The sequence below is a fragment of the Rhodococcus sp. Z6_132 genome (genome assembly GCF_058133635.1).
The window spans coordinates 718951-744574 of record NZ_JBYUNP010000001.1 but is presented as its reverse complement, the minus strand read 5'-3'; the positions used below and the strand labels follow the sequence as shown (position 1 = coordinate 744574).

Annotated in this window: 24 protein-coding genes; 10 read left to right on the top strand and 14 right to left on the bottom strand. The window is 73.2% G+C overall.

The annotated features are described in order from the left end of the window. Positions 1 to 9: 9 nt before the first annotated feature. Positions 10 to 246 carry a hypothetical protein gene (locus AC3YO9_RS03475; protein WP_127784335.1) on the bottom strand — a complete coding sequence of 79 codons (237 nt, stop codon included), beginning with the start codon at positions 244 to 246 and terminating at the stop codon, positions 10 to 12. Positions 247 to 419: 173 nt separating this feature from the next. Between AC3YO9_RS03475 and AC3YO9_RS03470 the strand changes: the two genes are divergently transcribed. Then, positions 420 to 1124, top strand: coding sequence for an SOS response-associated peptidase (locus AC3YO9_RS03470; RefSeq protein ID WP_489982139.1), 705 nt, complete (start codon positions 420 to 422; stop codon positions 1122 to 1124). Positions 1125 to 1130: 6 nt separating this feature from the next. Here the strand turns inward: AC3YO9_RS03470 and AC3YO9_RS03465 are convergent, their stop codons facing one another. Next, positions 1131 to 1283: a hypothetical protein gene (locus tag AC3YO9_RS03465; RefSeq protein WP_164860677.1), complete on the bottom strand. Its 153-nt coding sequence runs from the start codon at positions 1281 to 1283 to the stop codon at positions 1131 to 1133. Between the two features lie 100 nt (positions 1284 to 1383). Here AC3YO9_RS03465 and AC3YO9_RS03460 point away from each other — a divergent pair, with 100 nt between their 5' ends. Together AC3YO9_RS03460 and AC3YO9_RS03455 are read left to right on the top strand one after the other, a co-directional pair. Beyond that, positions 1384 to 2772: an aminotransferase-like domain-containing protein gene (locus AC3YO9_RS03460; protein WP_489982138.1), complete on the top strand. Its 1389-nt coding sequence runs from the start codon at positions 1384 to 1386 to the stop codon at positions 2770 to 2772. A gap of 92 nt (positions 2773 to 2864) precedes the next feature. Beyond that, on the top strand, positions 2865 to 3632 hold the full coding sequence (locus AC3YO9_RS03455; RefSeq protein WP_489982565.1) for a pentapeptide repeat-containing protein: 768 nt from the start codon (positions 2865 to 2867) through the stop codon (positions 3630 to 3632). Between the two features lie 14 nt (positions 3633 to 3646). On the opposite strand, the gene AC3YO9_RS03450 is transcribed toward AC3YO9_RS03455, so the two are convergent. After that, positions 3647 to 4648, bottom strand: a complete 1002-nt coding sequence (locus AC3YO9_RS03450) for a hypothetical protein (RefSeq protein ID WP_489982137.1) — start codon at positions 4646 to 4648, stop codon at positions 3647 to 3649. A gap of 103 nt (positions 4649 to 4751) precedes the next feature. Between AC3YO9_RS03450 and AC3YO9_RS03445 the strand changes: the two genes are divergently transcribed. The 3 genes from AC3YO9_RS03445 (at position 4752) to AC3YO9_RS03435 (ending at position 7049) form a co-directional block, all read left to right on the top strand. Then, positions 4752 to 5627 carry an ROK family protein gene (locus AC3YO9_RS03445; RefSeq protein ID WP_489982136.1) on the top strand — a complete coding sequence of 292 codons (876 nt, stop codon included), beginning with the start codon at positions 4752 to 4754 and terminating at the stop codon, positions 5625 to 5627. 212 nt (positions 5628 to 5839) lie between these two features. Next, entirely contained in the window at positions 5840 to 6358 is a 519-nt protein-coding gene (locus AC3YO9_RS03440) for a C40 family peptidase (RefSeq protein ID WP_241249330.1), read from the top strand. A gap of 208 nt (positions 6359 to 6566) precedes the next feature. Beyond that, positions 6567 to 7049 (top strand): C40 family peptidase, encoded by a 483-nt coding sequence (locus AC3YO9_RS03435; protein WP_127784328.1) that lies wholly within the window; start codon positions 6567 to 6569, stop codon positions 7047 to 7049. A gap of 10 nt (positions 7050 to 7059) precedes the next feature. On the opposite strand, the gene AC3YO9_RS03430 is transcribed toward AC3YO9_RS03435, so the two are convergent. The 4 genes from AC3YO9_RS03430 to AC3YO9_RS03415 form a co-directional block, all read right to left on the bottom strand. Further along, the gene (locus tag AC3YO9_RS03430; protein ID WP_489982135.1) at positions 7060 to 8865 is read right to left on the bottom strand and encodes an acyl-CoA dehydrogenase; all 1806 of its coding nucleotides are present in this window, start codon (positions 8863 to 8865) and stop codon (positions 7060 to 7062) included. 284 nt (positions 8866 to 9149) lie between these two features. Continuing rightward, positions 9150 to 9332, bottom strand: coding sequence for a hypothetical protein (locus AC3YO9_RS03425; RefSeq protein WP_127784326.1), 183 nt, complete (start codon positions 9330 to 9332; stop codon positions 9150 to 9152). A 122-nt stretch (positions 9333 to 9454) separates the two neighbouring features. Beyond that, positions 9455 to 11284, bottom strand: a complete 1830-nt coding sequence (locus tag AC3YO9_RS03420; protein ID WP_127784325.1) for a phosphoenolpyruvate carboxykinase (GTP) — start codon at positions 11282 to 11284, stop codon at positions 9455 to 9457. 223 nt (positions 11285 to 11507) lie between these two features. Beyond that, positions 11508 to 12137, bottom strand: a complete 630-nt coding sequence (locus AC3YO9_RS03415) for a DUF6802 family protein (RefSeq protein ID WP_127784324.1) — start codon at positions 12135 to 12137, stop codon at positions 11508 to 11510. Positions 12138 to 12241: 104 nt separating this feature from the next. Between AC3YO9_RS03415 and AC3YO9_RS03410 the strand changes: the two genes are divergently transcribed. Next, complete coding sequence (locus AC3YO9_RS03410) at positions 12242 to 12775, top strand: gluconokinase (RefSeq protein WP_489982134.1); 534 nt, start codon at positions 12242 to 12244, stop codon at positions 12773 to 12775. A gap of 21 nt (positions 12776 to 12796) precedes the next feature. Here the strand turns inward: AC3YO9_RS03410 and AC3YO9_RS03405 are convergent, their stop codons facing one another. Genes AC3YO9_RS03405 through AC3YO9_RS03390 form a run of 4 tightly spaced genes read right to left on the bottom strand, consistent with a single transcriptional unit; the run spans position 12797 to position 17512 of the window. After that, positions 12797 to 13285, bottom strand: coding sequence for a dihydrofolate reductase (locus tag AC3YO9_RS03405; RefSeq protein WP_489982133.1), 489 nt, complete (start codon positions 13283 to 13285; stop codon positions 12797 to 12799). Between the two features lie 7 nt (positions 13286 to 13292). Further along, positions 13293 to 14132: a thymidylate synthase gene (locus AC3YO9_RS03400; RefSeq protein WP_489982132.1), complete on the bottom strand. Its 840-nt coding sequence runs from the start codon at positions 14130 to 14132 to the stop codon at positions 13293 to 13295. Between the two features lie 21 nt (positions 14133 to 14153). Next, entirely contained in the window at positions 14154 to 15980 is a 1827-nt protein-coding gene (locus tag AC3YO9_RS03395) for a dynamin family protein (protein WP_489982131.1), read from the bottom strand. Continuing rightward, positions 15977 to 17512, bottom strand: coding sequence for a dynamin family protein (locus AC3YO9_RS03390; protein WP_164860676.1), 1536 nt, complete (start codon positions 17510 to 17512; stop codon positions 15977 to 15979). Before AC3YO9_RS03390 ends, AC3YO9_RS03395 begins: the two co-directional genes overlap by 4 nt. A gap of 196 nt (positions 17513 to 17708) precedes the next feature. Here AC3YO9_RS03390 and trmB point away from each other — a divergent pair, with 196 nt between their 5' ends. The 3 genes from trmB (at position 17709) to AC3YO9_RS03375 (ending at position 21554) form a co-directional block, all read left to right on the top strand. Beyond that, the gene (trmB, locus tag AC3YO9_RS03385; RefSeq protein ID WP_489982130.1) at positions 17709 to 18407 is read left to right on the top strand and encodes a tRNA (guanosine(46)-N7)-methyltransferase TrmB; all 699 of its coding nucleotides are present in this window, start codon (positions 17709 to 17711) and stop codon (positions 18405 to 18407) included. Positions 18408 to 18447: 40 nt separating this feature from the next. Beyond that, complete coding sequence (locus AC3YO9_RS03380) at positions 18448 to 19125, top strand: NYN domain-containing protein (protein ID WP_127784317.1); 678 nt, start codon at positions 18448 to 18450, stop codon at positions 19123 to 19125. A gap of 179 nt (positions 19126 to 19304) precedes the next feature. Beyond that, positions 19305 to 21554 (top strand): MMPL family transporter, encoded by a 2250-nt coding sequence (locus AC3YO9_RS03375; protein WP_489982129.1) that lies wholly within the window; start codon positions 19305 to 19307, stop codon positions 21552 to 21554. Between the two features lie 42 nt (positions 21555 to 21596). Here the strand turns inward: AC3YO9_RS03375 and AC3YO9_RS03370 are convergent, their stop codons facing one another. The 3 genes from AC3YO9_RS03370 to macS form a co-directional block, all read right to left on the bottom strand. Next, entirely contained in the window at positions 21597 to 23558 is a 1962-nt protein-coding gene (locus tag AC3YO9_RS03370) for a DUF2339 domain-containing protein (RefSeq protein WP_489982128.1), read from the bottom strand. A 78-nt stretch (positions 23559 to 23636) separates the two neighbouring features. Further along, positions 23637 to 24314, bottom strand: coding sequence for a response regulator (locus AC3YO9_RS03365; RefSeq protein WP_127784314.1), 678 nt, complete (start codon positions 24312 to 24314; stop codon positions 23637 to 23639). Positions 24315 to 24376: 62 nt separating this feature from the next. Next, a complete protein-coding gene (macS, locus tag AC3YO9_RS03360; protein WP_489982127.1) occupies positions 24377 to 25621 on the bottom strand; it encodes a MacS family sensor histidine kinase in 1245 nt (414 codons plus the stop codon). Positions 25622 to 25624: the final 3 nt, after the last annotated feature.

Below are 25624 nucleotides of genomic sequence, written 5' to 3'. Positions count from 1 at the left end.
TCGGGCGGGTCAGCCGGCGTCGGACTCGCGCTGGCGGTCCAGCTCGGGCAGGTCCTGCTGCACCACCCGGAGGTAGGCCCAGCCACCGGCGCGATCTTCCAGGCGGTGGTGCTGGAAGCGGAAGGTGTCCCGCCCGTCGTCGCGGAAGGTGACGCTGGGGCCACACACGCAGTCGTCGGTGTGGTGCGCGACAGCGTCCTCCAGCGGCACCACGTGCAGGGCGAACATTTTCTCGGCCTTGGCCATGGGGGTCACTCCTTCAGTGGCGCCCGAGCTGGCGGCCCGAGCGCCTGGTGCTTCGTGCTCACAACAAAGATAAGCCGCCTGGACCGGACGTTGCACCGATTAATGAGCAACCAGACACCGCTGGGCGCCAGGTGCTGGGCGCCCCGTCGGGGCGGCCGGGCAGACTTGGGCGCATGTGCGGCCGATTCGCCACCACCCAGACCGATGACGAGCTCCTCCAGGTGTTCGGCGCCGCCGAGGCGGTCGGTGAGCCGCTCCCGCCGTCCTACAACGTCGCACCCACCGACCCGGTGCGCACGGTGCTGGAGCGGGTGCCCAAGGACCACCCCGACTCCGCCGCGGTGCGCCAGCTGCGCACCGCCCGCTGGGGTCTCATCCCCTCGTGGGCCAAGGACCGCAAGATCGGCGCGAAGCTGATCAACGCGCGGATGGAGACCGTCACCGAGAAGCCGTCCTTCAAGGCAGCCGCGAGTCGCCGGCGCTGCCTGGTGCCGGCCAACGGCTACTACGAGTGGGAGAAGCAGGGCGCCACAAAGGTCCCGCACTTCCTGCACGGCGACGGGGTGCTGGCCATGGCCGGCCTCTACGAGCTGTGGCGTGACCCGCAGGCGGCCGCGGACGACCCGGACCGGTGGGTGCTGTCGGTGACGGTGCTGACCACCACCGCCAGCGACACCCTGGGCCACATCCACGACCGCAGCCCGGTGCTCGTGCCCGGGGAGCTCCGCGACGCGTGGTTGGACCCGACGATCACCAACCCGCACGAGGTGCAGCAGCTGCTGGCCGAGGTCGGAGAGCCGCACCTGGAGCCCTACGTGGTGAGCACCGCGGTGAACAACGTCGCCAACAACAGCCCCGAGCTGCTGCGCCCGGTCTGAGCACCGCTAGCTCCAGTGCTGCTCGCGGTCGCGCACGGCCCGCAGGTCCGTCCGCTGGCGCGCGGCGTCGCGGTCCCGGTGATCGGTGGGCAGCAGGCCCACCAGCGGGACGGCGGGGGCGAACAGGCGCAGCAGGCGCGGGGTGGGCCGCCAGGCCACAGCTGTCCTGCTCCAGCGGACCCAGCTCCGGTGCGGCGTGGACTGCCGCCCGAGCAGTAGCGGCAGCGAACTGGGGGCGATAGCGCTATCGTTGCGTCTCATGTTTGACGATAGCAGTGTGGGTCGGGTTGCGCGAGAGGTGTTTCGGCGCATCGAGGGCGCCCCGGCAGGGACACGGCTGCCTAGCACCCGGGCGCTGGTGGACGAGCTCGGCGTCAGCGCCACCACCGTCGCGCAGGCGGTGGCCCGGCTGGTGGCCGACGGTGCGGTGGTCACTCGACCGGGCCGAGGCAGCTTCACCGCACCGCGTCGTCGCTCGGTGGCCCGCGACACCACCTGGCAGGAGGTCACGCTCGGGGCCAGCCCGGTGCAGACCGCCGGGCTGCCCGAGGCGCTGGGCACCGTGGACCCCGACGTGCTGCAGATGTCGGCGGCCTACCTCGGTGCCGAGCTGCGCCCGGACCACCGCCTCTCCGCGGCGCTGGCCCGGGCGGCCCGCCGGCCGGACGTGTGGGCCCGGCCCCCGGTGGCGGGTGTGCCCGAGCTGCGGTCGTGGTTCGCCGCCCAGGTGGGCGGGCAGCCCGACGAGGTGCTGGTGACCCCGGGCGGGCAGGGCGCGGTGTCGGCCATCATGCGGGCGATCGTGCCGGCGGGCGAGCCGGTGCTGTTCGCCACGCCCACCTACCCGGGGGCAGTGGCCATCGCCCGCAGCGCCGGGCTCACCCCGGTCCCGGTGCCCACCGACGGCGACGGCGTGCGCCCCGAGCTGCTGGAGCGGGCGCTGCAGCTGAGCGGGGCGCGGCTGGTGTACCTGCAGCCGGCCTACGCCAACCCGGACGGCAGCGTGCTGGCCGCGGAGCGGCGCAGCGAGGTGCTCGAGCTGGCCCGGCGCTTCGGCGCGTTCATCCTGGAGGACGACTGGGCCCGCTGGCTCGGGCACGGCACCCCGCCGCCGCCGGCGCTGAGCCGCGACGACGAGCACGGCCACGTGCTCACGGTGAGCTCGCTGACCAAGGCCACCGGGCCTGGCCTGCGGATCGGCGCGATCCTGGCCCGCGGCCCGGTGGCCGAGCGGGTGATGGGCATGCGGCTGGTCGACGACCTGTTCGTCTCCGGCCCGCTGCAGCACGCGGCGGTGGAGATCGTCACCGCCCCGGCGTGGTCCAGCCACCTGCGGGCCCTCGGAGCCGGGCTGGCCAGCCGCTGCGCCACCCTCGCCGCCGCGCTGGCGGCGGAGCTGCCCGACTGCCACTTCACCCCACCGCGGGGCGGGGTGTCGCTGTGGCTGGAGCTACCCGAGGGCATCGACGAGACCGACGCGGCCCGGGCTGCGCTCGCCGAGGGGGTGACGGTTGTCCCCGGCCGGCACTACACGCTGGGCGAGCAGGCTCGAGCACACCTGCGGCTGTCCTTCGCCAGCCTCACCGAGGCGCAGATCGTCACCGCGGTGGGACGGCTGGCGCGTGCGCTGGACCCGCTGCGGTCCTGACCGCACGACGTGGCTCCTAGGATGGGGTGGTGGCCAGCACGGGGAGTCGCAACCTGGTGGCCGACTGCAGCAGCTGCTTCGGCCTCTGCTGCGTGGCGCTGCCCTTCGCTGCGTCGGCCGACTTCGCCATCGACAAGGACGCCGGCGATCCCTGCCCCAACCTGCAGCCGGATTTCGGCTGTGGCATCCACGACCACCTGCGCCCCGCCGGGTTCAGGGGCTGCACCGTGTTCGACTGCTTCGGCGCCGGCCAGCACGTCGCGCAGCACACCTTCGGCGGACACGACTGGCGGCAGGCGCCCCACACGGCGGGGCAGATGTTCGCGGTGCTGCCCGTGGTCCGGCAGCTGCACGAGCTGCTCTGGTACCTGGCCGAGGCGCAGACCCTGCCCGCAGCGCAGCCGCTGCGGACCGAGCTGGCCCAGGCCGCTGCGCTGATCGAGCGCCTCAGCAACGGCGACGCAGCGGCGCTGCTCGCGCTGGACGTGGCCGCGCACCGTGCCGAGGTCAGCGCGCTGCTGCTGCAGGCCAGCGAGCTGGCGCGGGCCGAGGTGCCGCTGTCCCGGAAGGCCCGCAGCAGGCGCAACCACCGGGGCGCCGACCTCGTCGGTGCGGCGCTGGCCGGTGCCGACCTGCGGGCAGCGAACCTGCGGGGCGCGTACCTGGTGGCGGCCACGCTGCGCGGGGCGGACCTGCGGCTGGCGGACCTCATCGGTGCCGACCTGCGCGACGCCGACCTCTCCGGGGCGGACCTGCGCGGAGCCCTGTTCCTCACCGCGTCACAGCTGCGCGCCGCCCGCGGTGATGCAGCCACCAGGCTGCCTGCCACCCTGGAACGGCCAGCGCACTGGCTGCCCTAGCCGGTGCGGGCGGGCTAGGCCTGGTGGGGCCGGGTGGCGGGGCCGTCCGGGGTGGGGTCCGTCCGCACCGGACCGGCCTCGTCCTCGTCGTCCTCGATCTTCTGCTCCCCGCGCTTGCGGAAGAACTTGAAGCCGGGAATGCCCACCGCGGCCTCGCGCACGTCCTTGGCCACCTCGAGCAGGTCGCTGACGTCCGGGCCCACCCGGTCCAGCGTCTCCAAGATGGGCAGGATGTCGCTCTCCATGTGCTCGACCAGCACCGGCGCGTGGTCGACGAACCGGATGATCGCCTGCAGCTCCTTCTCGGAGAGCGAGTCGAGGAAGCTGCGCAGCTTGGGTGCGGCCTGCTGGGCGAGGGGCCGGTACAGGTCCAGCAGCTCCTGGGCCACCCCGGAGAGCTGCTCGGCGGAGAGCACCAGCTCACCGGCGCCCCCGGCCACCCCCTGCGCGGTGGACAGCGTGTCTGCAGCCTCCAGCGTCAGCCCACGGGCCGAGCCCAGCACGTCGCCGGTCTGCACCACCAACCCGCGGGCGGCGCCCACCGCCTCCCCGGCGTCCAGTGCCACCACCCGGGCCGTGCCCACCACGTCAGCGGCGTCCAGTGCCACGGCGCGGGCGGTTCCCACCACGTCCCCGGCCTCCAGCGCCACCACCCTGGCCGTGCCCACCACGTCAGCGGCGTCCAGCGCCACGGCGCGGGCGGTTCCCACCACGTCCCCGGCCTCCAGTGCCACCACCCGGGCCGTGCCCACCACGGCCTGGGCCTGGGTGGCCACCAGCTCGACGATCCCGACCACCGCCTTGGCGTCCATGGCCACCGTGCGCACCTCGCCGACCGTGGCCTCGGCCTCGTCGACCACCTTGGAGACCCGTTGCAGCAGCAGCTCGACGTCGGTGAGTGCGGCCCCGACCCGGCCGGGCAGCGTCACGGCCAGTGCCGCCGTCTCCAGGGACCAGTCGGCGACCCCGCGGGCAGCACCGAGGAGCTCGCGCGGGGACGGGATGAGCCAAGCCATCCGTTGATAGTGCCTCACCGGTCGGCGTGACGTGGATCATGGGCGGCGGTCCTGCGGGACTCGCTGACCCGCAGGCCGTCTCGCGGTTGGCAGACTGCGGGGCATGGCGGTGCTCGGGTTGGACGTGGGCGGGACCAAGCTCGCGGCGGCGCTGCTCGACGAGGACGGCACCGTGCTCAGCTCCGCCACGGTGGCCACCCCGGAGCGGGACGTGTGGCAGGCCGTCGACCAGGTCCTGCGGCGGGCGGCGGGCACGCAGCAGCCCACCGGCATCGGTATCGGGTCCGCGGGGCCCATCGACCGAGCGGCGGGCACGGTCAGCCCGTTGAACATCCCGACCTGGCGTCGGTTTCCCCTGGTGGCGGCGGTCGAGGACGCGTGGCCCGGCCGACCGGTGCGCCTGGCTGGCGACGGCGGCTGCATGGCCATTGCCGAGCAGCGCTTCGGGGCCGGCCGCGGCATCGAGGACCTGCTGGGGGTGGTCGCCTCCACGGGGGTCGGCGGCGGCGTGGTCCGCTCCGGGGCGGTGGTGCACGGTCACACCGGCAACGCCGGCCACATCGGGCACGTCGTGGTGGAGCCCGACGGGGATCCCTGCGCCTGCGGCGGCGTCGGGTGCCTGGAGACGGTGGCCAGCGGGCCGGCGGCGGTGCGGTGGGCGCGGGCCCGCGGCTGGGCGGGGGCGGACGGTCGGGCGCTGGCGGCCGCCGCGGCTGCGGACGACCCGGTGGCGGTGGCAGCCCTGGCCAGGGCCGGTACCGGCCTCGGTCAGGCGCTCGCCTCCAGCGCCGCGCTGCTGGAGGTGGGCCTGGTGGTGCTGGGCGGCGGATTCTCCCTCGCCGGGGAGCCGCTCTGGCAGCCGCTGCGGGAGGCGGTGCAGCGGTACGCCCGGTTGGGCTTCACACGTGACCTCCGGGTGGTGCCCGCTCAGCTCGGCGCCGCAGCAGGGGTGGTCGGCGCCGCTGCTCTGCACCTCTGAGTGCTGCCTTGGTCACAAGGAGTGCCTAGGTCGGTTGACTGATTTTGCCTGGTGGTTACCTTCGATATTGCCTTCGTTGACACGGCCGGGATCGAGCTGGGCCGCGCGAATGCCCAGGTCGGACGGCCGGAGCAAGGTGACCCTGTCCCCGACCCAGAGAGGGAGCAATGTTCTCCGTCCCAGCGACTGAGTCTCGTCGCAAGGCGCGTCGGATGATGCTCGCGACCGTCGCCGGTGCTGCTGCTGCGATGACCTTGGCGCCCACCGCAACCGCTCAGGCCCAGGTGCCGACGGGTGCGGCCACCACGACCAAGTCCACGACGGCGACCGTCAAGCAGGTCGCCCCCAAGGCCTACAAGGCGACGACGAGCAAGATCACCGTCAGCAACGCGGCTCAGCGTGCCGTCAACGTCGCGCTGGCGCAGGTGGGCAAGCCCTACGTGTGGGGCGCCACCGGCCCGAGCTCCTTCGACTGCTCCGGCCTGGTGCAGTACGCCTACAAGCAGGCGGGTGTCTCGCTGCCCCGCACCACCAGCCAGCAGGTGAAGGTTGGTGTCGCGGTGACGGCCTCGCAGATGCAGCCCGGTGACCTGGTGTTCGCCTACGGCGGCGGCCACGTCGGCATCTACGTCGGCAACGGCAAGTACGTGCACGCGCCCACCTCGGGCGACGTCGTCAAGGTCGCCTCGGTGCCCTACGGGCAGATCACCGCGATCCGGCACGTCACCTAGCGCACCCCGACCGGTGCGGTGCCGCGCACCGCACCGGTCACCACAGTGCGGTATGTCACGGCTTGAGCCGAGGCTGTTGACCTTCGTGACCATTTCGTTACCGTTAGAGTCACTTCCCGCCCAGCCCGGTTCACCCCGTGCGATGCGCGCCACGTCGGGCGCACGTGGGCGGGGTTCGACGCAACCGTCCCCGAACCCCCAAGGAAACATGCCTTCCGAGATCGCGACCAAGCCCCGTCACTCCTTCCGCCGCCTGGTGCTGGCGGCCGCCGCCGGCGCCTCCGTGCTGGCGATGGCTCCGACCGCCGCCGCGCAGGCCGCGCCGGCACCGGCCAGTGCCAGCGTCGTCAGCCCGTCCGTGCTCGCCATGGACGTGGCACTGGCCCAGGTGGGCAAGCCCTACGTCTACGGCGCCACTGGCCCCGGCGCGTTCGACTGCTCCGGCCTGGTGCAGTTCTCCTACGGTCAGGTGGGGATCTCGCTGCCCCGCACCACAGGGGAGCAGGCCGGCGTCGGTTTCCCGGTCGCCTACGACCAGCTGGCCCCCGGTGACCTGGTGTTCGTCTACGGCGGCGGACACGTCGGCATCTACGTCGGCAACGGCCAGTACGTCTACGCGCCCACCTCCGGCGACGTGGTCAAGGTCGGGGCCGTGCCCTACGGCGAGCTGACGGGCGCGCGCCGCATCTAGCCAGCAGCCGCTAGAACCACGCCGGGTCGGCGTCCAGCACCGTGGTGTCCAACGACGCCAGCAGGTCGAGCTGGGCGCCGACCTTCGGCAGCTCGAACCGGAAGAAGTAGCGGCCAGCCTGTCGCTTGCCCGCGTAGAAGTCCCCGGTGCCCGGCTGGGCCGCGAGCAGCTGCTCCAGCCACATCCAGGCGATCACCGTGTGACCCACCGCCTCCAGGTAGACCGAGGCGTTGGCCAGGGTCACCGCGGGGTCGCCGGCGGCGAACAGCGCGGCGGTCACCGCCCCCACTCGCTCCACCACCACGCGCAGCTGCGCGCCCAGCTCCGCCAGCTCGCCGCCGGCCTGGTCCGCCCGTTGCACGGTGGCGGCCACCGACTCGCCCAGCAGCCGCAGGCCCGCCCCACCGCGCATGCTCATCTTGCGCCCCAGCAGGTCCAGGCCCTGGATCCCGTGGGTGCCCTCGTGGATGGGGTTCAGCCGGTTGTCGCGGTACATCTGCTCGACGTCGTAGTCGCGGGTGTAGCCGTAGCCCCCGTGCACCTGGATGGCCAGGCTGTTGGCCTCCAGGCACCACTGCGACGGCCAGCTCTTGGCCACCGGCGTGAGCACGTCAAGCAGCAGCGCCGCCCGCTCGCGATCGGCCGGCTCCGGCGCGGTGTCCTGCTCGTCCACCAGCCGGGCGCAGTACAGGCCCAGCGCCAGTCCGCCCTCCACGTAGGACTTCTGGGCCAGCAGCATGCGGCGCACGTCGGCGTGCTCGATGATCGGCACCGGCGGCGAGGCCGGGTCCTTGGCGGTGGCCGGTCGGCCCTGGGTGCGGGTGCGGGCGTAGTCCAGCGAGTGCAGGTAGCCGGTGTAGCCCAGCGCCGTGGCGCCCAGGCCCACCCCGACGCGGGCCTCGTTCATCATGTGGAACATGTAGGCCAGCCCGTGGTGCTCCTCGCCCAGCAGGTAGCCCACTGCGCCGGCCGCGCCGCCAGGGGTGTGCTGGCCCTCGCCGAAGTTGAGCATGGTGTTGGTGGTGCCCCGGTAGCCCATCTTGTGGTTGAGCCCGGCGAGCACCACGTCGTTGCGCTCGCCCAGGCTGCCGTCGTCGTCGAGCAGGACCTTGGGCACGATGAACAGCGAGATCCCCTTGACCCCGGCCGGACCGCCCGGGACCTTGGCCAGCACCAGGTGGACGATGTTCTCGCTCAGCTGGTGGTCGCCGCCGGAGATCCACATCTTGTTGCCGAAGAGCCGGTAGGTGCCGTCAGCCTGCGGCTCCGCTCGGGTGGTGATGTCAGCCAGCGAGGACCCGGCCTGCGGCTCGGACAGGCACATGGTGCCGAAGAAGCGCCCCTCGGTCATGGGGCGCACCCAGGTGGCCACCTGCTCGGGCGTGCCGTGCGCGACCAGCAGGTTGGCGTTGGCCATGGTGAGGAACGGGTACGCCGACGTGCCGACGTTGGCGGCCTGGAACCAGGCCAGCATCGCGCGGGCGACGACGCTGGGCAGCTGCATGCCACCGAGGGACTCGTCGAGCTGGCCGGACATCAGGCCCGCCTTGGCGAACACGTCCAGCGCGGCGGCGACCTCGGGGATGAGCTCGACGGTGCCGTCCGGGCGCATCACCGGCTCGTTGGCGTCGGCCTTCTTGTTGTGCGGCGCAAAGTGCTCGGTGGCGATCTGCTCGCCCAGCTCGAGCACCGCGTCGAAGGTCTCCCGGGAGTGCTCGGCGAAGCGCGGCCGGGTGGTCAGCAAGGTGACGTCCAGCCACTCGTGCAGGAGGAAGGCAAGGTCGCGGCGAGAGAGGATCAGTCCCGACTTGTCCATGCCGTCATCTCACCACGCGGCGGCAGGCCCGGGCCGGGCTGGGGGGAACTACTCAGCGGCGGTGGGTAGGCCCACCGAGTCGCCCCGGGCCGGAGCGGCCGTCTCACCTGTGCACGGCGACGACGGCTGAGGGGTTGTGCAGAGACTCGCACCCCGCCGGGGACGAGGAGAGGAGCTGACCACGTCGAGGCTGGACCGCGGAGGGGCGGTACGGCCGCGACACCCGCCGTCGACCGTCGAGCGGCAGCGCGGCCCGGGTGAGGGTGAACCTCCCCGGGCCGCGCTCACTCGTGCCAGGGCCGATGGCCCTCCCGCCAGCTACGGCTCGGCCTCGACCTCGACTCGCGCAGCTGCTCGGGCCGGACGACGCCCACTCCCGGGTGCTCGCCGGTGAGCCCACGCCGCCGGAGCCGGCGCACCACCAGGCTGAACACCAGCCAGAGCGCGGCCAGCGCAGCGATCACCATGACCGTCTCCACGCGCTCCACTCTCCCCCTGCACGGCCGAGGGGCGGGCACCCGGCCGGTTGGCTTGCGGTACCCGCCCCTCGGGCAAGCGCGCACACCCACGTGGGGTGCGTCGTCGGTGGTCAGCCCAGGCGGTGCTTGAGCGCGTCGAGCTCGTCGCTCAGGCTGCTGGGCAGCTTGTCCCCGAACATGGTGAACCACTCCTCGATGGAGGGGATCTCGCGCTTCCACTCCTCGTCGTTGACCTCCAGCGCCAGGTCGACGTCCTCGAGGCCGCCGGTGAGGCCGTCCAGGTCGATGTCGGCGCTGGTGGGCACGTAGCCGATGGCGGTCTCCCGCGCCGCGGCCTTGCCCTCGATGCGCTCGATGGCCCACTTGAGCACGCGGGCGTTCTCGCCGAATCCGGGCCACAGGAAGCGCTTGTCCTCGCCCCGGCGGAACCAGTTGACGTAGAAGATCTTCGGCAGCTTGGACTCGTCCGCGGACTTGCCCAGGTCGATCCAGTGCTGCAGGTAGTCACCGGCGTTGTAGCCGATGAAGGGCAGCATGGCCATCGGGTCGCGGCGGACGTCACCGACCTTGCCGCTGGCGGCAGCGGTCTTCTCGCTGGACATGGTGGAGGCCATGAAGACCCCGTTCTGCCAGTTGCGGGACTCGGTGACCAGCGGGATGGTGGTCGCCCGGCGGCCGCCGAAGAAGATCGCCGAGATCGGCACACCCTTGGGGTCGTCCCACTCCGGCGCGAGCACCGGGCACTGCGACATCGGGGTGCAGTAGCGGGAGTTGGGGTGGCTGGAGAGCTCGCCGCTCTCCGGCGTCCAGTCCTCCTGCTTCCAGGACGTCAGGTGCTGGGGGTCGCCCTCCATGCCCTCCCACCACACGTCGCCGTCGTCGGTCATCGCGACGTTGGTGAACAGCGAGTTGCCGCGCTCGATGGTGCGCATGGCGTTGGGGTTGGTGGCCCAGTTGGTGCCGGGGGCGACACCGAAGAACCCGAACTCCGGGTTGACGGCGTACAGCCGGCCGTCCTCGCCGAAGCGCATCCAGGCGATGTCGTCGCCGAGGGTCTCGACCTTCCAGCCCGGGATGGTGGGCTCGAGCATCGCCAGGTTGGTCTTGCCGCAGGAGCTGGGGAACGCGGCGGTGGCGTAGTAGACCTTCTCCTCCGGCGAGGTCAGCTTGAGGATGAGCATGTGCTCAGCCAGCCAGCCCTCGTCGTGGGCCATCGCCGAGGCGATGCGCAGCGAGTAGCACTTCTTGCCCAGCAGCGCGTTGCCGCCGTAGCCGGAGCCGAAGCTCCAGATCTCGCGGTCCTCCGGGAAGTGGGTGATGTACTTGGTGTCGTTGCAGGGCCACGCGACGTCGGTCTCGCCCTCGGCCAGCGGCGCACCCACGGAGTGCAGCGCCTTGACGAAGGGGGCGTCGGTGCCGAAGCGCTCGAGCGCCACGTTGCCCATGCGGGTCATGATCCGCATGGAGACGACGACGTACTCGGAGTCGGTGAGCTCCACGCCCAGCTTGGGGTCCTCGGCGTCGACCGGGCCCATGCAGAAGGGCACCACGTACATGGTGCGGCCCTTCATGCAGCCGCGGTAGAGGTCGGTCATGAGCGACCGCATCTCCGTGGGGTCCATCCAGTTGTTGGTGGGGCCCGCACTGGACTCCTCGCGGGAACAGATGTAGGTGCGCTCCTCGACGCGCGCCACGTCGGCCGGGTCGGAGGCGCACCAGAAGGAGTTGGGCTTCTTCTCCGGGTTGAGCCGGGTGAAGGTCCCCGCGTCGACGAGCTGCGTGGTGAGTCGGTCCCACTCCTCGTCCGAGCCGTCCACGAAGACGACACGGTCAGGCTGGGTGAGCTCGGCAACGTCTCGTACCCAGGCCAGCAGGTCGCTGTGCTGGGTTGGCACGGTGCCGTTCTGCTCGTCGAGGCCGGGAATGGTCGCTGCCGTCATCAGACTCTCCTGAAGTGGACCGAAGCAGGACCTGACGAGCGGAGCCGACAGGCCCGGCTGCGGCCCTTGAAGGGACGCGGCTCGGGTGCCTGCCGGGTGGCGGGCACGAGCGCCGGGTTCAGTACGTCCTTAGGTTAACTGGGCGGCCCGGAGAAAAGCGACTCCACTTAGGGGAATTGGTCACAAGTTGGTCACGGCCCCTGGCAAAGTCGGCGCAAGCGCGCTACCGGGCGATCCACTCGCCGGTGACGGGGTCGGTCACGGCCGGCGCCGGCGGCTCGGTGGCTCCCGCGCCGGGGCTGCCGGTGCCGTCGCCGAGGTCCCCGCCCCCGGCCTCCCGCCACTGGCCGTCAGCACCCTGTTCGTAGGAGGTGTGCTCCCCGCTGCTGGTCACCTCGGTCAGCACGTCGGCAGTGCCGTCACCGTCCACGTCGGTCACCAGCACGGTCCGGCCGGCGGTCTGCAGCACGGCGGTGTCGGCCACGCCGTCGCCGTCGGAGTCCACGGTGGAGGGACCGGCTTGGTCTGCGGCGGCCTGGATCTCGGCGGAGACCGTGGGCGCGGTGGACACGGCTGCGGGGGTGGTGGTGGTCCTGTCGTCCGCGGTCCAGGTGCCGGTGGCGGGATCGAGGACGGCGTGGCCGAGGACCTTGCCGTGCACGTCGTAGCGGGTGAGCTCGTCCGCCGCGCCGTCCCCGTCGGTGTCGGAGTACTCGTAGCTGCCGTCGACGGTGTCCAGGTGGACGGTGTCCGCGATGCCGTCGGCGTCCGCGTCGACGGTGGCGTGGTAGGTGTGCTCGTCCCCGTCCACGGTGACGGTCAGCAGCTCGGCCGGGCTCTCGTCGATGTGCATGGACATTCCTCTCGGCAGGTTCGGGTCGGAGATGAGACTCCCTCGTCTCGGGTTCGGTTCCCTCAGGGCATGCTCGCGGCCGCGGCCGGCGCTAGGGTCGCGCCATGCGCAGCCGAAGCCCCCAGGTGGTGGTGATGGGCGTCGCGGGTGCCGGCAAGAGCACGGTGGCGCGGTTGCTGGCTGAGCGGCTGGGGGCGGAGGTGGGCGACGCCGACGACTTCCACCCGCCGGCCAACGTCGCCAAGATGTCGGCGGGCGAGCCGCTGGAGGAGGCAGACCGGTCGCCGTGGCTGCTGGCGGTCAGTGCCTGGATGCAGGAGCGGGCCGACGCCGGGCGCACTGCGGTGATGGCCTGCTCGTCCCTGCGGCGGGCCCACCGCGACGTGCTGCGCGCTGCCGCCGGCGACGTCTGGTTCCTGCACCTGCACGGCTCGCCGGAGCTGCTGTCGCGCCGCCTGGGCTCACGCGTCGGGCACTTCATGCCCCCGGAGCTGCTCGGCTCGCAGCTGGCCGCGCTGGAGCCGCTGGGCCGGGACGAGGCGGGGATGACCGAGGACGTCACCGCCCCGCCCGCCGTGCTGGCCGAGCGCGCTGCCCGGGCGCTGCGGCTGGGCGAGGGCGTCGCCCGGGTGCAGTAGCGCCCGGCCTCGGCCAGCTCCTCACCGTGCGTAGGCGACGATCCGGTACCGCAGGCCGGTGGTGGAGGTGTGCCAGCCCCGCTGGGGGTCGCGGTCCACCACCTGCCATCGAGAGCCGATCTCGGGGGCGTGCACGTCGCCGTCCACCGGGTCAGCCAGCTCGGTGACCACCAGCTGCTCGGCCAGGGGCATCGCCGCCGCGTACACGCTGGCACCGCCGATCACCCAGGTGTCGCCGGCACCGAGGGCGACGGCCTCCTCCAGCGAGTGCACCACGGTGGCGCCGAACGCGGTCCAGCCAGGCTGGTGGGTGAGCACCACGTTGTTGCGGCCGGGCAGCGGGCGCACCAGCGGCGGCAGCGACTCCCAGGTGGCGCGGCCCATCACCACGGTGGCACCGCGGGTGGTGTGCCGGAAGTGGGCGAGGTCCTCGGGCAGGTGCCAGGGGAGGTCGCCGTCCCGGCCGATGACGCCGTTGGCGGCCTGCGCCCAGATCAGGTTCAGACCCATGCCGGCCTCACACCGCCACCGGCGCCTTGATGGCCGGGTGGTGCTGGTAGCCGACCACCTCGAAGTCGGCGTAGGAGTAGTCGAAGATCGAGGACGCCTTCTGCAGCTTCAGCTGGGGGAAGCCGTAGGCGGTGCGGGCGAGCTGCTCGCGGACCTGCTCGACGTGGTTGTCGTAGATGTGGCAGTCGCCGCCGGTCCAGATGAAGTCCCCGACCTCCAGGCCTGCCTGCTGGGCCACCATGTGGGTGAGCAGGGCGTAGCTGGCGATGTTGAACGGCACGCCCAGGAACAGGTCGGCGCTGCGCTGGTACAGCTGGCAGGACAGCTTGCCGTCGGCCACGTAGAACTGGAACAGCGCGTGGCAGGGCGGCAGCGCCATCTGGCTGATCTCGCCGACGTTCCAGGCCGAGACCATCATCCGGCGGGAGTCCGGGTTGGTGCGCAGGGTCTGCATCACCTCGGCGATCTGGTCGACGTGGCCGCCGTCCGGGGTGGGCCAGGACCGCCACTGCACGCCGTAGACCGGGCCGAGCTCACCGTCGGCCCCGGCCCACTCGTCCCAGATGCTGACGCCGTGCTCGTGCAGCCAGGCGACGTTGGAGTCGCCCCGCAGGAACCACAGCAGCTCGTAGGCCAGCGACTTGAAGTGCACCCGCTTGGTGGTGACCAGCGGAAATCCCTCGGCGAGGTTGTAGCGCAGCTGGTGGCCGAAGATGCTGCGGGTGCCCGTGCCGGTGCGGTCGGCCTTGGGCGTGCCGTGCTCGAGCACGTGCGCGAGCAGGGCCTCGTACTGGGTGTTCGGGGCGGGCTGGGTACCGGGAGCAGCCGAGGTGTTCACCGCGACCACCCTAGGCGAGCGCGCAGGGCACTAGGCCCGAGTGTCGCGGACCGCACGTACCCGGGTGAGCAAGCTCGCCACGCGGTCCTGGGCCGCGAGCAGCGAGGCGAGCTGCCGCTCGGTGGCGCTCAGCTGCTCGGCGCGCTCGGCACCGTCCATCCGCAGCGCCTCGTCCACCGCGTGCAGCTCGCCGTCGATCTGCTCCAGCCGGGTCGCCAGGGCCTCGTCCAGCGCCGCGCTGAGCTGGTGCTCGGCGTCGATCAGCTGCTCGGCCACCACCTGGTCGAGGCTGGCCCGAGCCTCCGCGAACACCTCGCCCGACCACTGCTTCACGTGGGACTTGTCGGCCAGGTGCCCGCGGGCGCGGGCCATCCACCACGCGGCGCCCGCCCCCAGGCCGAGGGTGAGCGGGATGAGCACCACGTTGAGCCCCGGCACGAGGGCCAGCGGCATCAGCGCCAGCCGACCCAGACCGATGCCACCGGAGGCGCCGGCGATCACCATCAACCGGTCCTCCGCGGCCGCCTGGCGCTTCTCCACCGGCCGGATCACCAGCGGCACCTGCTGGGCGCGGACCGTCTGCGCAGCCAGCGCCGCCAGCTCCTCGGGCGTGAACAGTTCGGCCAGCACCTGCTCCACCAGCAGGCGCAGCCGCTCGGCCAGCGCCGCGCTGACCTTGTCCGCCACCCCGGCCAGCGCGGGCTCGAGCTGGCCGGGCAGGGCGGCGAGGGCCTCCCGGTCGGCGTTGTCCACCGCTGCGCGGAACGCGGCCTGCACCTCCCGCACGTGCCGGGCAACCTCGTGGGTGGACTCCACCCTGGCGTGCTGGACGAGGGCGCGCAGCCGCAGCGACCAGCCGCGCTGCCCGGTGCGTCGCTGGGCCAGCAGCTCGGCGCGGCGGCGGCGCAGCTCGGTGGCGGTGCCCGCCCCGGAGCGCAGCACCCGCACCCGGTCGCGGCGCTGCTGGGCGGCGTGGCCCAGCGCGGAGTGCAGGGCGCGCAGCGTGTTGGCGTCGGCCAGCATCGCGGCCCGGTGGGTGACCAGCCGCTGCAGCTGTTCCTGCAGGTCGCTGATGCCCGACTGCAGGCGGAGCGTGGTGGCGACCTCGCGGCTGGGGGCCTGGGCGGCCAGCGTGGCGAGACGGGCGGACACCGTCAGGAAGGGTGCCTCGGCGAAGCGGGGGGCGTGCTCGGCGAGCAGGGCGCGATCGGCGGCCAGCACCTCGCGCCAGCCCCGGTGGGCATCGGTCTTGGTGAGGGCGAACACCACCGTCTCCACGCGCTCGCTCACCTGCCGCAGGAAGTCCAGCTCGCCGCGCGTGAACGGGCTGCTCGCGTCCACCACCATCAGCAGGGCGGTGGCCGTGGCAGCGGCCTCGGTGGCCAGCTCGGCGTGGAAGGGGCGCAGCCCGCCGACCCCGGGGGTGTCGACCAGGGTGAGGTTGGCCAGCAGCGGGACGGGGCCGCAGACCTCCACGTAGCGGGGCGGGGCGACCGGCTCGGCACGCCCGTTCGGGCCGCCGCACACCCACGCGGGCAGCTCGGCGAGATCCACTGGCACCGGTGGGCGCTCGTCGGCGTAGCGACCCTGAGCCGACCACTGGGGGCCGTGGCGCAGCACCAGGTAGGTCGACGTCGCTGGCCCCGCCTGCACCGGGGACAGCTCCGGGGTGGCGAGCAGGGCGTTGACCAACGAGCTCTTGCCGCGGTTGGTCTCGCCGATCAGCACCACGGTGGGCGCCTCGGTCGGCCTGGCCTGCTGCCGGCTCAGCTGCGCGGCGGCGGTGGGGTCGGCCTCGGCCAGCAGCGCGGACAGCTCGGTGATCGCGGCGCGGACCGCGGTCGGCAGCCCGCTCACCGAGCAGCGTCCCGCAGCTCCTGCCAGAGCAGGAAGTACGCGCGGTGGACCACCTGGCCCACCCGTGCCTGCCCGGTGTCCTCGGCGAACGTGGCGAACGAGCGCCACCACCCCGCCCGCTGCAGCGCGCGCTCGGCCAGCTCGGCGCGGGTGGCGCCGGGCAGCCCGAGCTGGTGAGCGGGGGCGGTGCCGGGGCGCAGCCGCAGCGCCTCGCCCACCAGTGCCGGCGGCAGCGGCACCGCCCCGGTGCGCAGCAGCGTCTGGACCTCCACCAGGCGCAGCTGGTGGGTCTCCGGCCGTCGCAGCAGCTGCTCCACCGCCCCGCGCAGCAGCCGTTGGTCGCTCGGCTGCGGACAGCTGCGGGCCAGCGCGGACAGCGAGGCGAGTGCGGCGGAGGCCTTGATCCCCTCGGCGCGGGCGCTGAACACGACCGCCAGCCGCTCCCGCACCTGGGCCAGGCCGGACACCGCGTTGAGGGCGGTCCGCAGGCGGCCCACGGACATGTGCGGGTCGGCGCGCAGGGCCCGCACCGCGCATGCCACCCCGTAGAGGTCGAGCACCTCCAGCAGGTGCCGCCGGGTGGCCACGTCCAGGGGGCAGTCCAGGGAGAGGAACAGGTCAGTGGCCAGCAGCATCGCGATGCGGGTGTCGTCGGGGACGGCGGCGAGCACCCGTAGCGCCTCCACCTCGCGCGCCCCCAGGCCCCCGGTCTCGCAGGTCTCGCCCAGCAGACCGATCACCGGCAGCACCTCGGCCACCCGTGACCCCAGCAGCCGCTGCTGGGCGGCGGCGAGCAGCCGTGCCGCCTGCGAGACGTTTCCGCCGGCCTCGGCCACCGACTCCGGGGCCACGGTGTCGGCCTTGTTCAACAGCCCCAGCGCGTTCACCGGGCCCGCTTCCTGCCCGGCGGTGGCACCGGCGAAGGCGGCCAGCGCCTCGGCGTCGTCGGCGCGCACGGTCTGGGTGAAGACGTAGAGCACCGCCTCGGCTCCGGCCACCGCGCTGCGGGTGCTGCCCACCAGGTGCGCATCGGTGCGCGCCGACGACGCGATGTCCAGCGACCCCAGGCCGGGGGTGTCCACCACCGTCAGCTCCGCGAGCAGCGCGCTGGTCAGGTAGGCCTCGAGGTGGGACACCTCCTCGGGCCGCACCCCGGCGAGGGTGGCCACGTCGGCCGGGATCATGCCCTCGGCGGTCAGCGGCACCACCGTGCGGGCCCCGGCGTGGGTGATGACCTCCACCCGGTCGACGTCACCGTAGGAGAAGCGGGTGACCAGACGGGTGCACTCACCCACCGCGGTGGGCGCCACCCGGCGGCCGATGAGGGCGTTCACCAGCGTGGACTTGCCCGAGGAGATGCGTCCGGCGACGGCGACCTGCAGGGGACTGCTGAGCCGTGCGGCGACGTGCCCCACGCCGGCCGCGGTCTCCGGGGAGCAGCGCTGGGCCAGGTCGTGGCAGGTCGCGAGCAGGGCGTCGCGCAGGGAGGTGGCCGGGGCGCCGGGCAGGGCCTGGCCCACGACAGCGGTCATCAGCCCTCCCTCCGGTGCACGCCTGTCGGACGATCGTGCCATGACGCAGCGTTGCCGTGGGGTGACCGGCAGCAGTCAGCTCCCGTCACAGTGGGCAGGGTCCGTCGACGACCCGGTCAGGGCCATGAGGCAGCCTGGTACCGGCCCCGACCCCTGAAGCCCTGACCCCCGAAGCCCTGACTCTGGAGCACACCCGATGTCCGACACGTCCGCCCCGCTCGACCGGCCCCGCGCCCGGGTGGTCAGCTTCCGGTCCCGGCGCGACGCGCTGACCCCGGCCCGCCAGCGCGCCTGGGACGAGTGGTGGCCGGCCATGGGCACCGACGCGGGCGACGAGCCGCTGGACCTGGCCGCGTGGTTCGGCCGCGAGGCCCCGCTGGTGGTGGAGATCGGGTCCGGCACCGGCACGGCCACCGCCGCGATGGCTGCCGCGGAGCCGGAGGTGAACCTGCTGGCCATCGAGGTCTACCGGCCGGGCCTGGCCCAGCTGGTGCAGCACTGCAGGGCCTCGGGCGTGACCAACGTGCGGGCGGTGCGTGGCGACGCGGTGCAGGTGTTCACCCACCAGCTCGCCGAGGAGTCGCTGGCCGGGGTGCGGGTGTTCTTCCCCGACCCCTGGCCCAAGCACAAGCACCACAAGCGCCGCCTGCTCAAGCAGCCGGTGGTGCAGCTGATCGCGACCCGGCTGCGCTCGGGGGGCGTGCTGCACGTCGCCACCGACCACCTGCCCTACGCCGAGGAGGTGGCGGAGGTGGGCGACGCGGAACCGCTGCTGACCCGCGTCGACCTGGCTGCGGAGTCACCGATGCTGCTGCGTCGCCCCGTCACCAAGTTCGAGAACCGGGCCGAGCAGGCGGGCACGGCGGTCACCGAGCTGCTGTGGCGAAAGCGATGAACGTCGCGCGAGCGATGGTCGCCTGAGGCATCATCACAGCATGAGCACCAGCACTGCGAGCGCCTCACCCGCGATCTCCTCCCAGCCTGAGCAGAGCCGTCGGGTCCTGCTGGTGTGGGACGCCCCGAACCTGGACATGGGTCTGGGGTCCATCCTCGGCGGCCGACCGACAGCGGCCTTCCGGCCCCGCTTCGACGCGCTGGGTCGCTGGTTGCTGACCCGCACGGAGGACCTGCAGCGCGAGAACGGCTCGGGCGGCCCGCTGGAGCCCGAGGCGACGGTGTTCACCAACATCGCCCAGGGCACCGCGGAGGTCGTCCGCCCGTGGGTGGAGGCCCTGCGCAACGTCGGCTTCGCGGTGTTCGCCAAGCCCAAGCTGGACGAGTACAGCGACGTGGACGCAGACATGCTCGACCACATCGCGCTGCGCCAGCACACCTGCGGCTTGGCCGGGATCATCGTGGCCTCCGCCGACGGTCAGGCCTTCCGGGAGCCGCTGGAGGAGCTGGCCGCCGAGGGCGTGGCCGTGCAGGTGCTGGGCTTCCGGGAGCACGCCAGCTGGGCGGTCGCTGATCCGCTGGTGAACTTCGTGGACCTGGAGGACATCCCCGGGGTCTTCCGGGAGCCGCTGCCGCGGATCAACCTGGAGAACCTGCCCGACGACGGTGCCTGGCTGCAGCCCCTGCGCCCGCTGTCGGCGCTGCTCGCACACCGCTGAGCCGCGGACGGGCCACCGGTACGCGCGAGGGGGCCCGTCGCGCACGGGGGGTTGGCGCGACGGGCCCACCTTCGAGTTTGCCACGGTCGACGCGCTGGGGTCGGGCCGGTCAGTCGCCCTTCGGCGCCCGTTAGGCAGACTGTCCGCGGCCCTTCTCCCCACCGTCAGGAGTCCCGTCCGTGTTCGCCAGCTGGGGTTACCTCGTGCACCGCCGCCGCCGGTGGGTGCTGGGGCTGGTGGTGCTCGCGGCGGTGCTGGCTGGCGTCTTCGGCGCGGGCCTGTTCGATCGCTTGGCGCAGGGCGGATTTGACGATCCGGAGTCGGAGTCGGCGCGGGCCGCGCAGCTGGTGGAGGAGCGCTTCGGCCGCACCGGCGGGGACGTGCTCGCCGTCTACACCGCGCCGGCGGGCACGCGCATCGACGACCCCGTGCTGGGCCAGCAGATCCGCGACCGCCTGACGACGCTGCCGCCGGAGCACGTCGCGTCCGTGGTCTCGCTGTGGACCACCCCGGCTCCGCAGCTGATGGACGCGACCGGCACCCGCGGCCTGGCCGTGATCACCCTGGCCGGGCAGGACGACTCCGCGGTGCTGGACAGCTACACCCAGGTGCAGGACGCCTTCGCGGTCGACGGGGTGGAGCTGGCGCTGGCGGGATCAGCCCCGGTGGGCACCGAGGTGAACGAGCGCACCGCCGCCGACCTGGTGCGGGCGGAGAGCATCTCGCTGCCGGTGGTGCTGGTGCTGCTGCTGTTCATCTTCGGCGGGCTGGTGGCCGCGTCGCTGCCGCTGGTGGTGGGAGTGCTCACCATCCTCAGCTCGCTGGGCCTGCTGCGGCTGCTGAGCCTGGTGGTGCCGGTCAACTCCTTCGCGGTCAACGTGGTGACCCTCATCGGGCTGGGCCTGGCCATCGACTACGGGTTGTTCACCGTCAGCCGCTTCCGCGAGGAGCTGGCCGGTGGACGCACCGTGGCCGACGCGGTCGCACGCACCGTGGCCACCGCCGGGCGCACCGTGGCGTTCTCGGCGACGCTGCTGGCGGTGGCGATGTCCGGGCTGCTGCTGTTCCCGCAGAACTTCCTCAAGTCGCTGGGCTACGGCGGCATGGCCGCAGTGGGCATGGCCGCGTTCCTGGCACTGACCGTGCTGCCCGCGCTGCTGTCGGTGCTGGGTCCGCGCATCGACGCCCTGAGCGTGCCCGGTCGGGCTCGCCGCAAGGTGGGCGCGGCGCAGCTGGACGGCTTCTGGGGGCAGGTCGCGAGCACGGTGATGCGCCGCCCCGCCCTGGTGGCCGTCCCCATCGTGGCGGTGCTGGCCGCGCTCACCCTGCCCTTCGCCGGAGCCTCCTTCGGCGACGTCAGCGAGCGTGCGCTGCCCGCCGACTCTGCGGCCCGCACCGCGACCGAGCAGGTCGCCCAGCAGTTCCCCGCGCTGGCCTCGGAGTCAGCGACCGTGGTGATCAGCAGCGCCACGCCCGAGCAGACGCAGCAGGTGGTCGCCGCCGTGAGCGGCGTGCGTGGCGCCGGCCCAGCGCAGCCGGGGGCCAGCGGCGAGGGCGTCACCGTGCTCACGGTGCCCCTGGCCGAGGGCGCCCCTAGCCGGCAGCAGGTGGTGGACGAGCTGCGTGCCCTGCCGGTCCAGGAGGGCACGAACGTGCTGGTGGGCGGCAAGACCGCCAGCAGCATGGACAGCCTGTCCGCGCTGCAGTCGACGCTGCCCTGGATGGCGCTGCTGCTGGCGGTGGCCACCTTCGTGCTGATGTTCCTGGCCTTCGGGTCGGTGATCCTGCCGCTGAAGGCGGTCCTGATGAGCGCCCTCGGGCTCGGCTCGACGCTGGGCTTCCTGACCTGGATCTTCGTGGACGGCCACGGTGCGGGGCTGGTGGGCATCACCCCCGGTCCGATGGAGGCCGGCGTGGTGGTGCTGATGGCGGCCATCGTCTTCGGCCTGTCCACCGACTACGAGGTGTTCCTGCTCTCCCGGATGGTCGAGGCGCGGGCCAACGGGGCCAGCACCCGGGACGCCGTGCGCGCGGGCACCGCCCGGACGGGCGGGGTGATCAGTGCCGCTGCGCTGCTGCTGGTGGTGGTCACCGGGGCGTTCGCGTTCTCCGAGGTGTCCACCATGCGCTTCCTGGGGCTGGGCCTGATCTTCGCCCTGGCGCTGGACGCCACCGTGGTGCGGCTGCTGCTGGTGCCCGCGGTGATCGCGCTGATCGGGGACCGGACATGGTGGGCCCCGCCGGCGCTGCTGCGGCTGCAGCAGCGCATCGGGCTGTCCGAGCACGAGCCGAGCGAGGCGGGCGAGGACCATCCCGACGGCTCGGGCCCGCCGTCCTCGGGCGGACGTCGTGGATCACGGCAGCGCAGCGCCCCGGGCAAGCACCGCTCGACGCCGGAGCGCCCCGGCTACCCCGTCCCCCGCTGGTAGCGGGGGGAGGCAGCGCGGGACGGGGTAGCCGGGCCCGGGCGGTCAGCCCAGGTGGTGTGCCGAGGGCACCTGCGGGCCACCCGGCTGCTGCTGCGACTCGGGCTGGCTGCCGATGGCCCTGGCGTAGCGCATGCCAGCGGCGATGAGCATGAGGCCCACCACGATGAACCCGATCACCCGGGCGATGCCGCTGACCGCGGCCAGGTCGAACAGCAGCAGCTTGGCCACGGCCGACCCGGCCAGGATCAGCCCGGCCACCCGGGCCACCAGCGACTGCCTCGTGGTGGACAGGCCCAGGCTCAGCAGCACCAGCGCGGCGATCATCCAGGTCACTGTGGCTGCGGTGTGGCCCCCCATGTAGCCGTGCTCCGGGGAGATCAGCACGCCGGCGGCGACGAGCGCGGTGCTGGCGCCGTAGAGCATCGCCGCTCCGCCGACGAGCCAGCTGATCGGGTCGGCACCGAGCACCCGGGACCAGTGCACCTCGTAGGCGAGGGCTCCGGCCGCCACGACGAGCAGCGTGCCGGCGACCACGGCGGGCCAGCCGGCGTGCGCCGAGGCCCAGGAGTCGGACAGCGCGAGCTCGGGCGGGGCGAGCTCCATCAGCATCGCGAGGCCCAGAGCGCCGAAACCGGTGGCCAGGCCCAGCGCCAGCCGCGAGCGCAGCTGGTGGGCGATCACCACGAGCACGATGGTGGCCGTCAGCATCAGCGAGGCCCGCGACTCCACGGTGGCGGCCAGGCACATGGCCTCGAACGCCGCGACGCAGCCGGCGCCGGTGAGGACCATCTGCACCGATCGGGGCAGCCACGGCAGGGAGAAGCGCAGGGCGATGAGCACGGCAGCCGCGCCGGAGACCACGGCGACCGCCGACCACTGCGACAGGATCGTGGGAGTCAGCAGGGTGGGCACCACCGACAGCGGCAGCAGGCCCGGCGCCACGCTGTCGGTGCGATCACGGTGGACGGCCAGCAGCGCGAAGACCAGGCCCGTCACGGTCACCAGGACGCAGGCGCCGGCGGTGGTCCAGAGGAGGGTGTCGCGATCGGCTGCCACGACGATGGAGATCGCCGCTGCGAGCACCGGAGCCACGGTCTGCACCACGTAGAGGCCCTGCCAGGGTCGCAGCAGGTGCAGCACGCCGGCGGCGACGCACACCGCCAGGACGAAGCCAGTGAGCTCAGGACCGCCGTCCTGGATGAGGAACGGGGAGAGGGCGCACGAGGCCAGCACGGCGAGCAGGGCCATCAGCTGGGAGCGCCACCAGTAGGCGATGCCCAGCCCGGCTGCGGTGATGGCGAAGCCGAGCACGAGACCGACGGGCACCGGCACCCAGTGGTAGGTGCTGGTGACCACCACGACGTCCAGGTACAGCCCGACCGCTCCGGTGGCGGCCAGCGTGACCGAGCCGATCTGCCCACCGGGCCGGTTGCGCACCCAGAAGGACAGGCCCAGCAGCGCGGTGGCCAGCACGGCGCCGCCCACGACGCGGGGGACGACTCCCAGGAAGCCGTTCTGCACCGCGAGGACGAGCAGCATCACCACGCCGAGCAGGGTGATGACGGAGCCGGCGACCGCCAGCACGCGGCTGGTGGTGTTCTCCCGGGCCCACCACCCGGGCTGGGCGGCCGGGGCCGGCGGCGGGGGGTAACCCGGGGGTGAGCCGGACCACGGCGGTGGGCCCGCCGGCGGGCGGGGCGGGCCACTGGGCGGGCGGGGGCCGCGGGCGGCCGGGGGGATCGGCCCGCTGGGCAGCTGGGCGACCTGGGGCGGGCGAGGCGCGGGCCCCTGGGGGCCGGCGCGGAAGGCCGGCTGGGGGGGGCGGACCGGGGCGGGCGGGGGCACCGGGGCCCAGCTGGGGCCCGGTCGGCCAGGCGCAGGCTCGGTGGGTGGCGCCGGAGTCTGTGGGGGTTCAGCACCGACCTCGTCCAGCCGCTTGCGCAGCGAACGGACCTCGTCGGCGAGCTGTGCCACGGCGTCGTCATGGTCGGGGTGCTGAGTCATGAACCCATCGTGGCCAAATGCCGCGGCCGTGTCCTGAGTATTGCTACTTGTGTCGGGCAGAAGTGTTCTGCGCGTTCACTACTCGAGGCCGTGCTCGATGGCGTAGCGGGCCAGCTCGACGCGGTTGGCCAGCTGCAGCTTGCGCAGCGTCGACTGCACGTGGTTCTCCACGGTGCGGTGGCTGATCACCAGCCGGGCGGCGATCTGCTTGGCGCTGAGGCCCTTGGCCACCAGTCGCAGCACCTCCGTCTCCCGCTCGGACAGCTGCGGGGTGGACGGTCCTGCAGCCGCCGGCTCGGCGGACATGCGCCGGTACTCACCGAGCACCAGCCCAGCCAGGCCCGGGGTGAACACCGCCTGCCCCGCGGCAGTGGCGCTCACCGCGTCGACCAGCTCGGTGACGGACGCGCTCTTGACCAGGTAGCCCGAGGCGCCTGCCTTGACGGCGTCGAGCACGTCGGACTGCTCGCCGGAGGCCGACAGCACCAGCACCCGCGTGCCCGGCGACACCTGCAGCACCCGGGCAGTGGCGTCGACGCCGGAGCCGCTGCCCAGCTGCATGTCCATCAGCACGACGTCCGGCTGCACGGCACTGGCGATGCGCTCGGCGGAGTCCACGCCGTCGGCGGTGGCCACCACGTCGAAGCCGCGAGCGGTGAGGTCGCGGGCGACCCCGTCCCGCCACATCGGGTGGTCGTCGACCACCATCACCCGGACCACGGTGTCCCGAGCCGGCTCGGTCGTGCTCTCCTGCATGGTGCCCCCCGTTGGCAGTGTGGAACCTCGGGCCCGCTGAAGCTGGGCGCTGCTGATCTCGGCTACCGGCCGCGCCGGTGCGCCCACCGACGCACAGACATCATGACGGTCTCGTCGCTCCTGCGGGGCGTGCTCGGCCGCGCCACCCGGACCTCCCACTCGGTTCCCTCGCCCGGCGCGGTCTCCAGCACCAGCTCACCGCCGAGGTCGGCGACCCGGCCGCGGATCGACCGCGCGACCCCCATCCGGCCCTCGCGCTCGGCCTCCTCCAGGCGGCCCTCGGCGATGCCGCAGCCGTCGTCGCGAATGCTGAGCACCACCTCGCTGCCCAGGTCCTCCAGCAGGACGAAGGCCTTGGCCCCCACCCCGGCGTGCACCGCGACGTTGGACAGCGCGGTGCGGGTGACGGCAGCCAGCTCGGTCGCCACCGCTCCCGGCAGCGGGACGCTGGTGCCAGGCACGGACACCGACACCGTCGAGCTCGCCTGGGCCTGCAGCAGCGTGCGCAGGTCGATGCTGGGCAGCTGGCGATCGTCGGTCGGGTCGGTGGGCGCGGCCGAGACCATCGCCCGCAGGGCCACCTCCTGCTCCCCGGCCATCGCCGCCAGCGACGCGGCGTCACCGCCGAGCTCGCTGCCCTGGCGACGGATGTAGGCGAGCACCTGCAGCACGCTGTCGTGCACCTCGCGGGCCAGTCGGTCCCGCTCGGCGATCGCGGCCTGCACCCGCAGCGCGCGCTCGAGCTGGGCGTGCGAGCGTCGTGCGGTGTCGGCGGCCACCCCGAGCACCAGCCCGGTGCACAGCAGCAGCACCCCGTCCCGGCTGATGTCGGTGTCCACGTAGCCGTTCACCAGCGCGGTGGCCACCGCGACCACCAGTCCCACCCCGAAGCCCAGCGCCGGGCCCGCGAGCACCGCGGCGGCCACCACCGGGTTGGCCGCCCAGATGGTGGTGACCAGCGGGTCGGGGGAGGCGAGCTGGTCGGTGGTCAGCGCCAGGCGGGACAGGGCCAGCAGCGCCAGGACCACGCCCACGTCGGCCGCCACCATGGCGAGGTTGCGGCCCCAGCCCTGCGTGTGACCCAAACCGGTGACCACCGTCCAGGCGCCCATCACACCCACCAGCACCCAGCTCAGCACGGGGTGGGCGTAGCCGGGGGAGAAGGCGACCTGCACCCCGAGGGCGAAGAGGAAGGTGAGCACCCGGAAGACGGTGGCGCCCTGCCACAGCGGCGTGGCCGGGTCGATCCGTGTGCCGGCCGACGAGCGCGCGTGCTCACGCCGACGGCCGCCCCCCGTGGCGGTCACCGG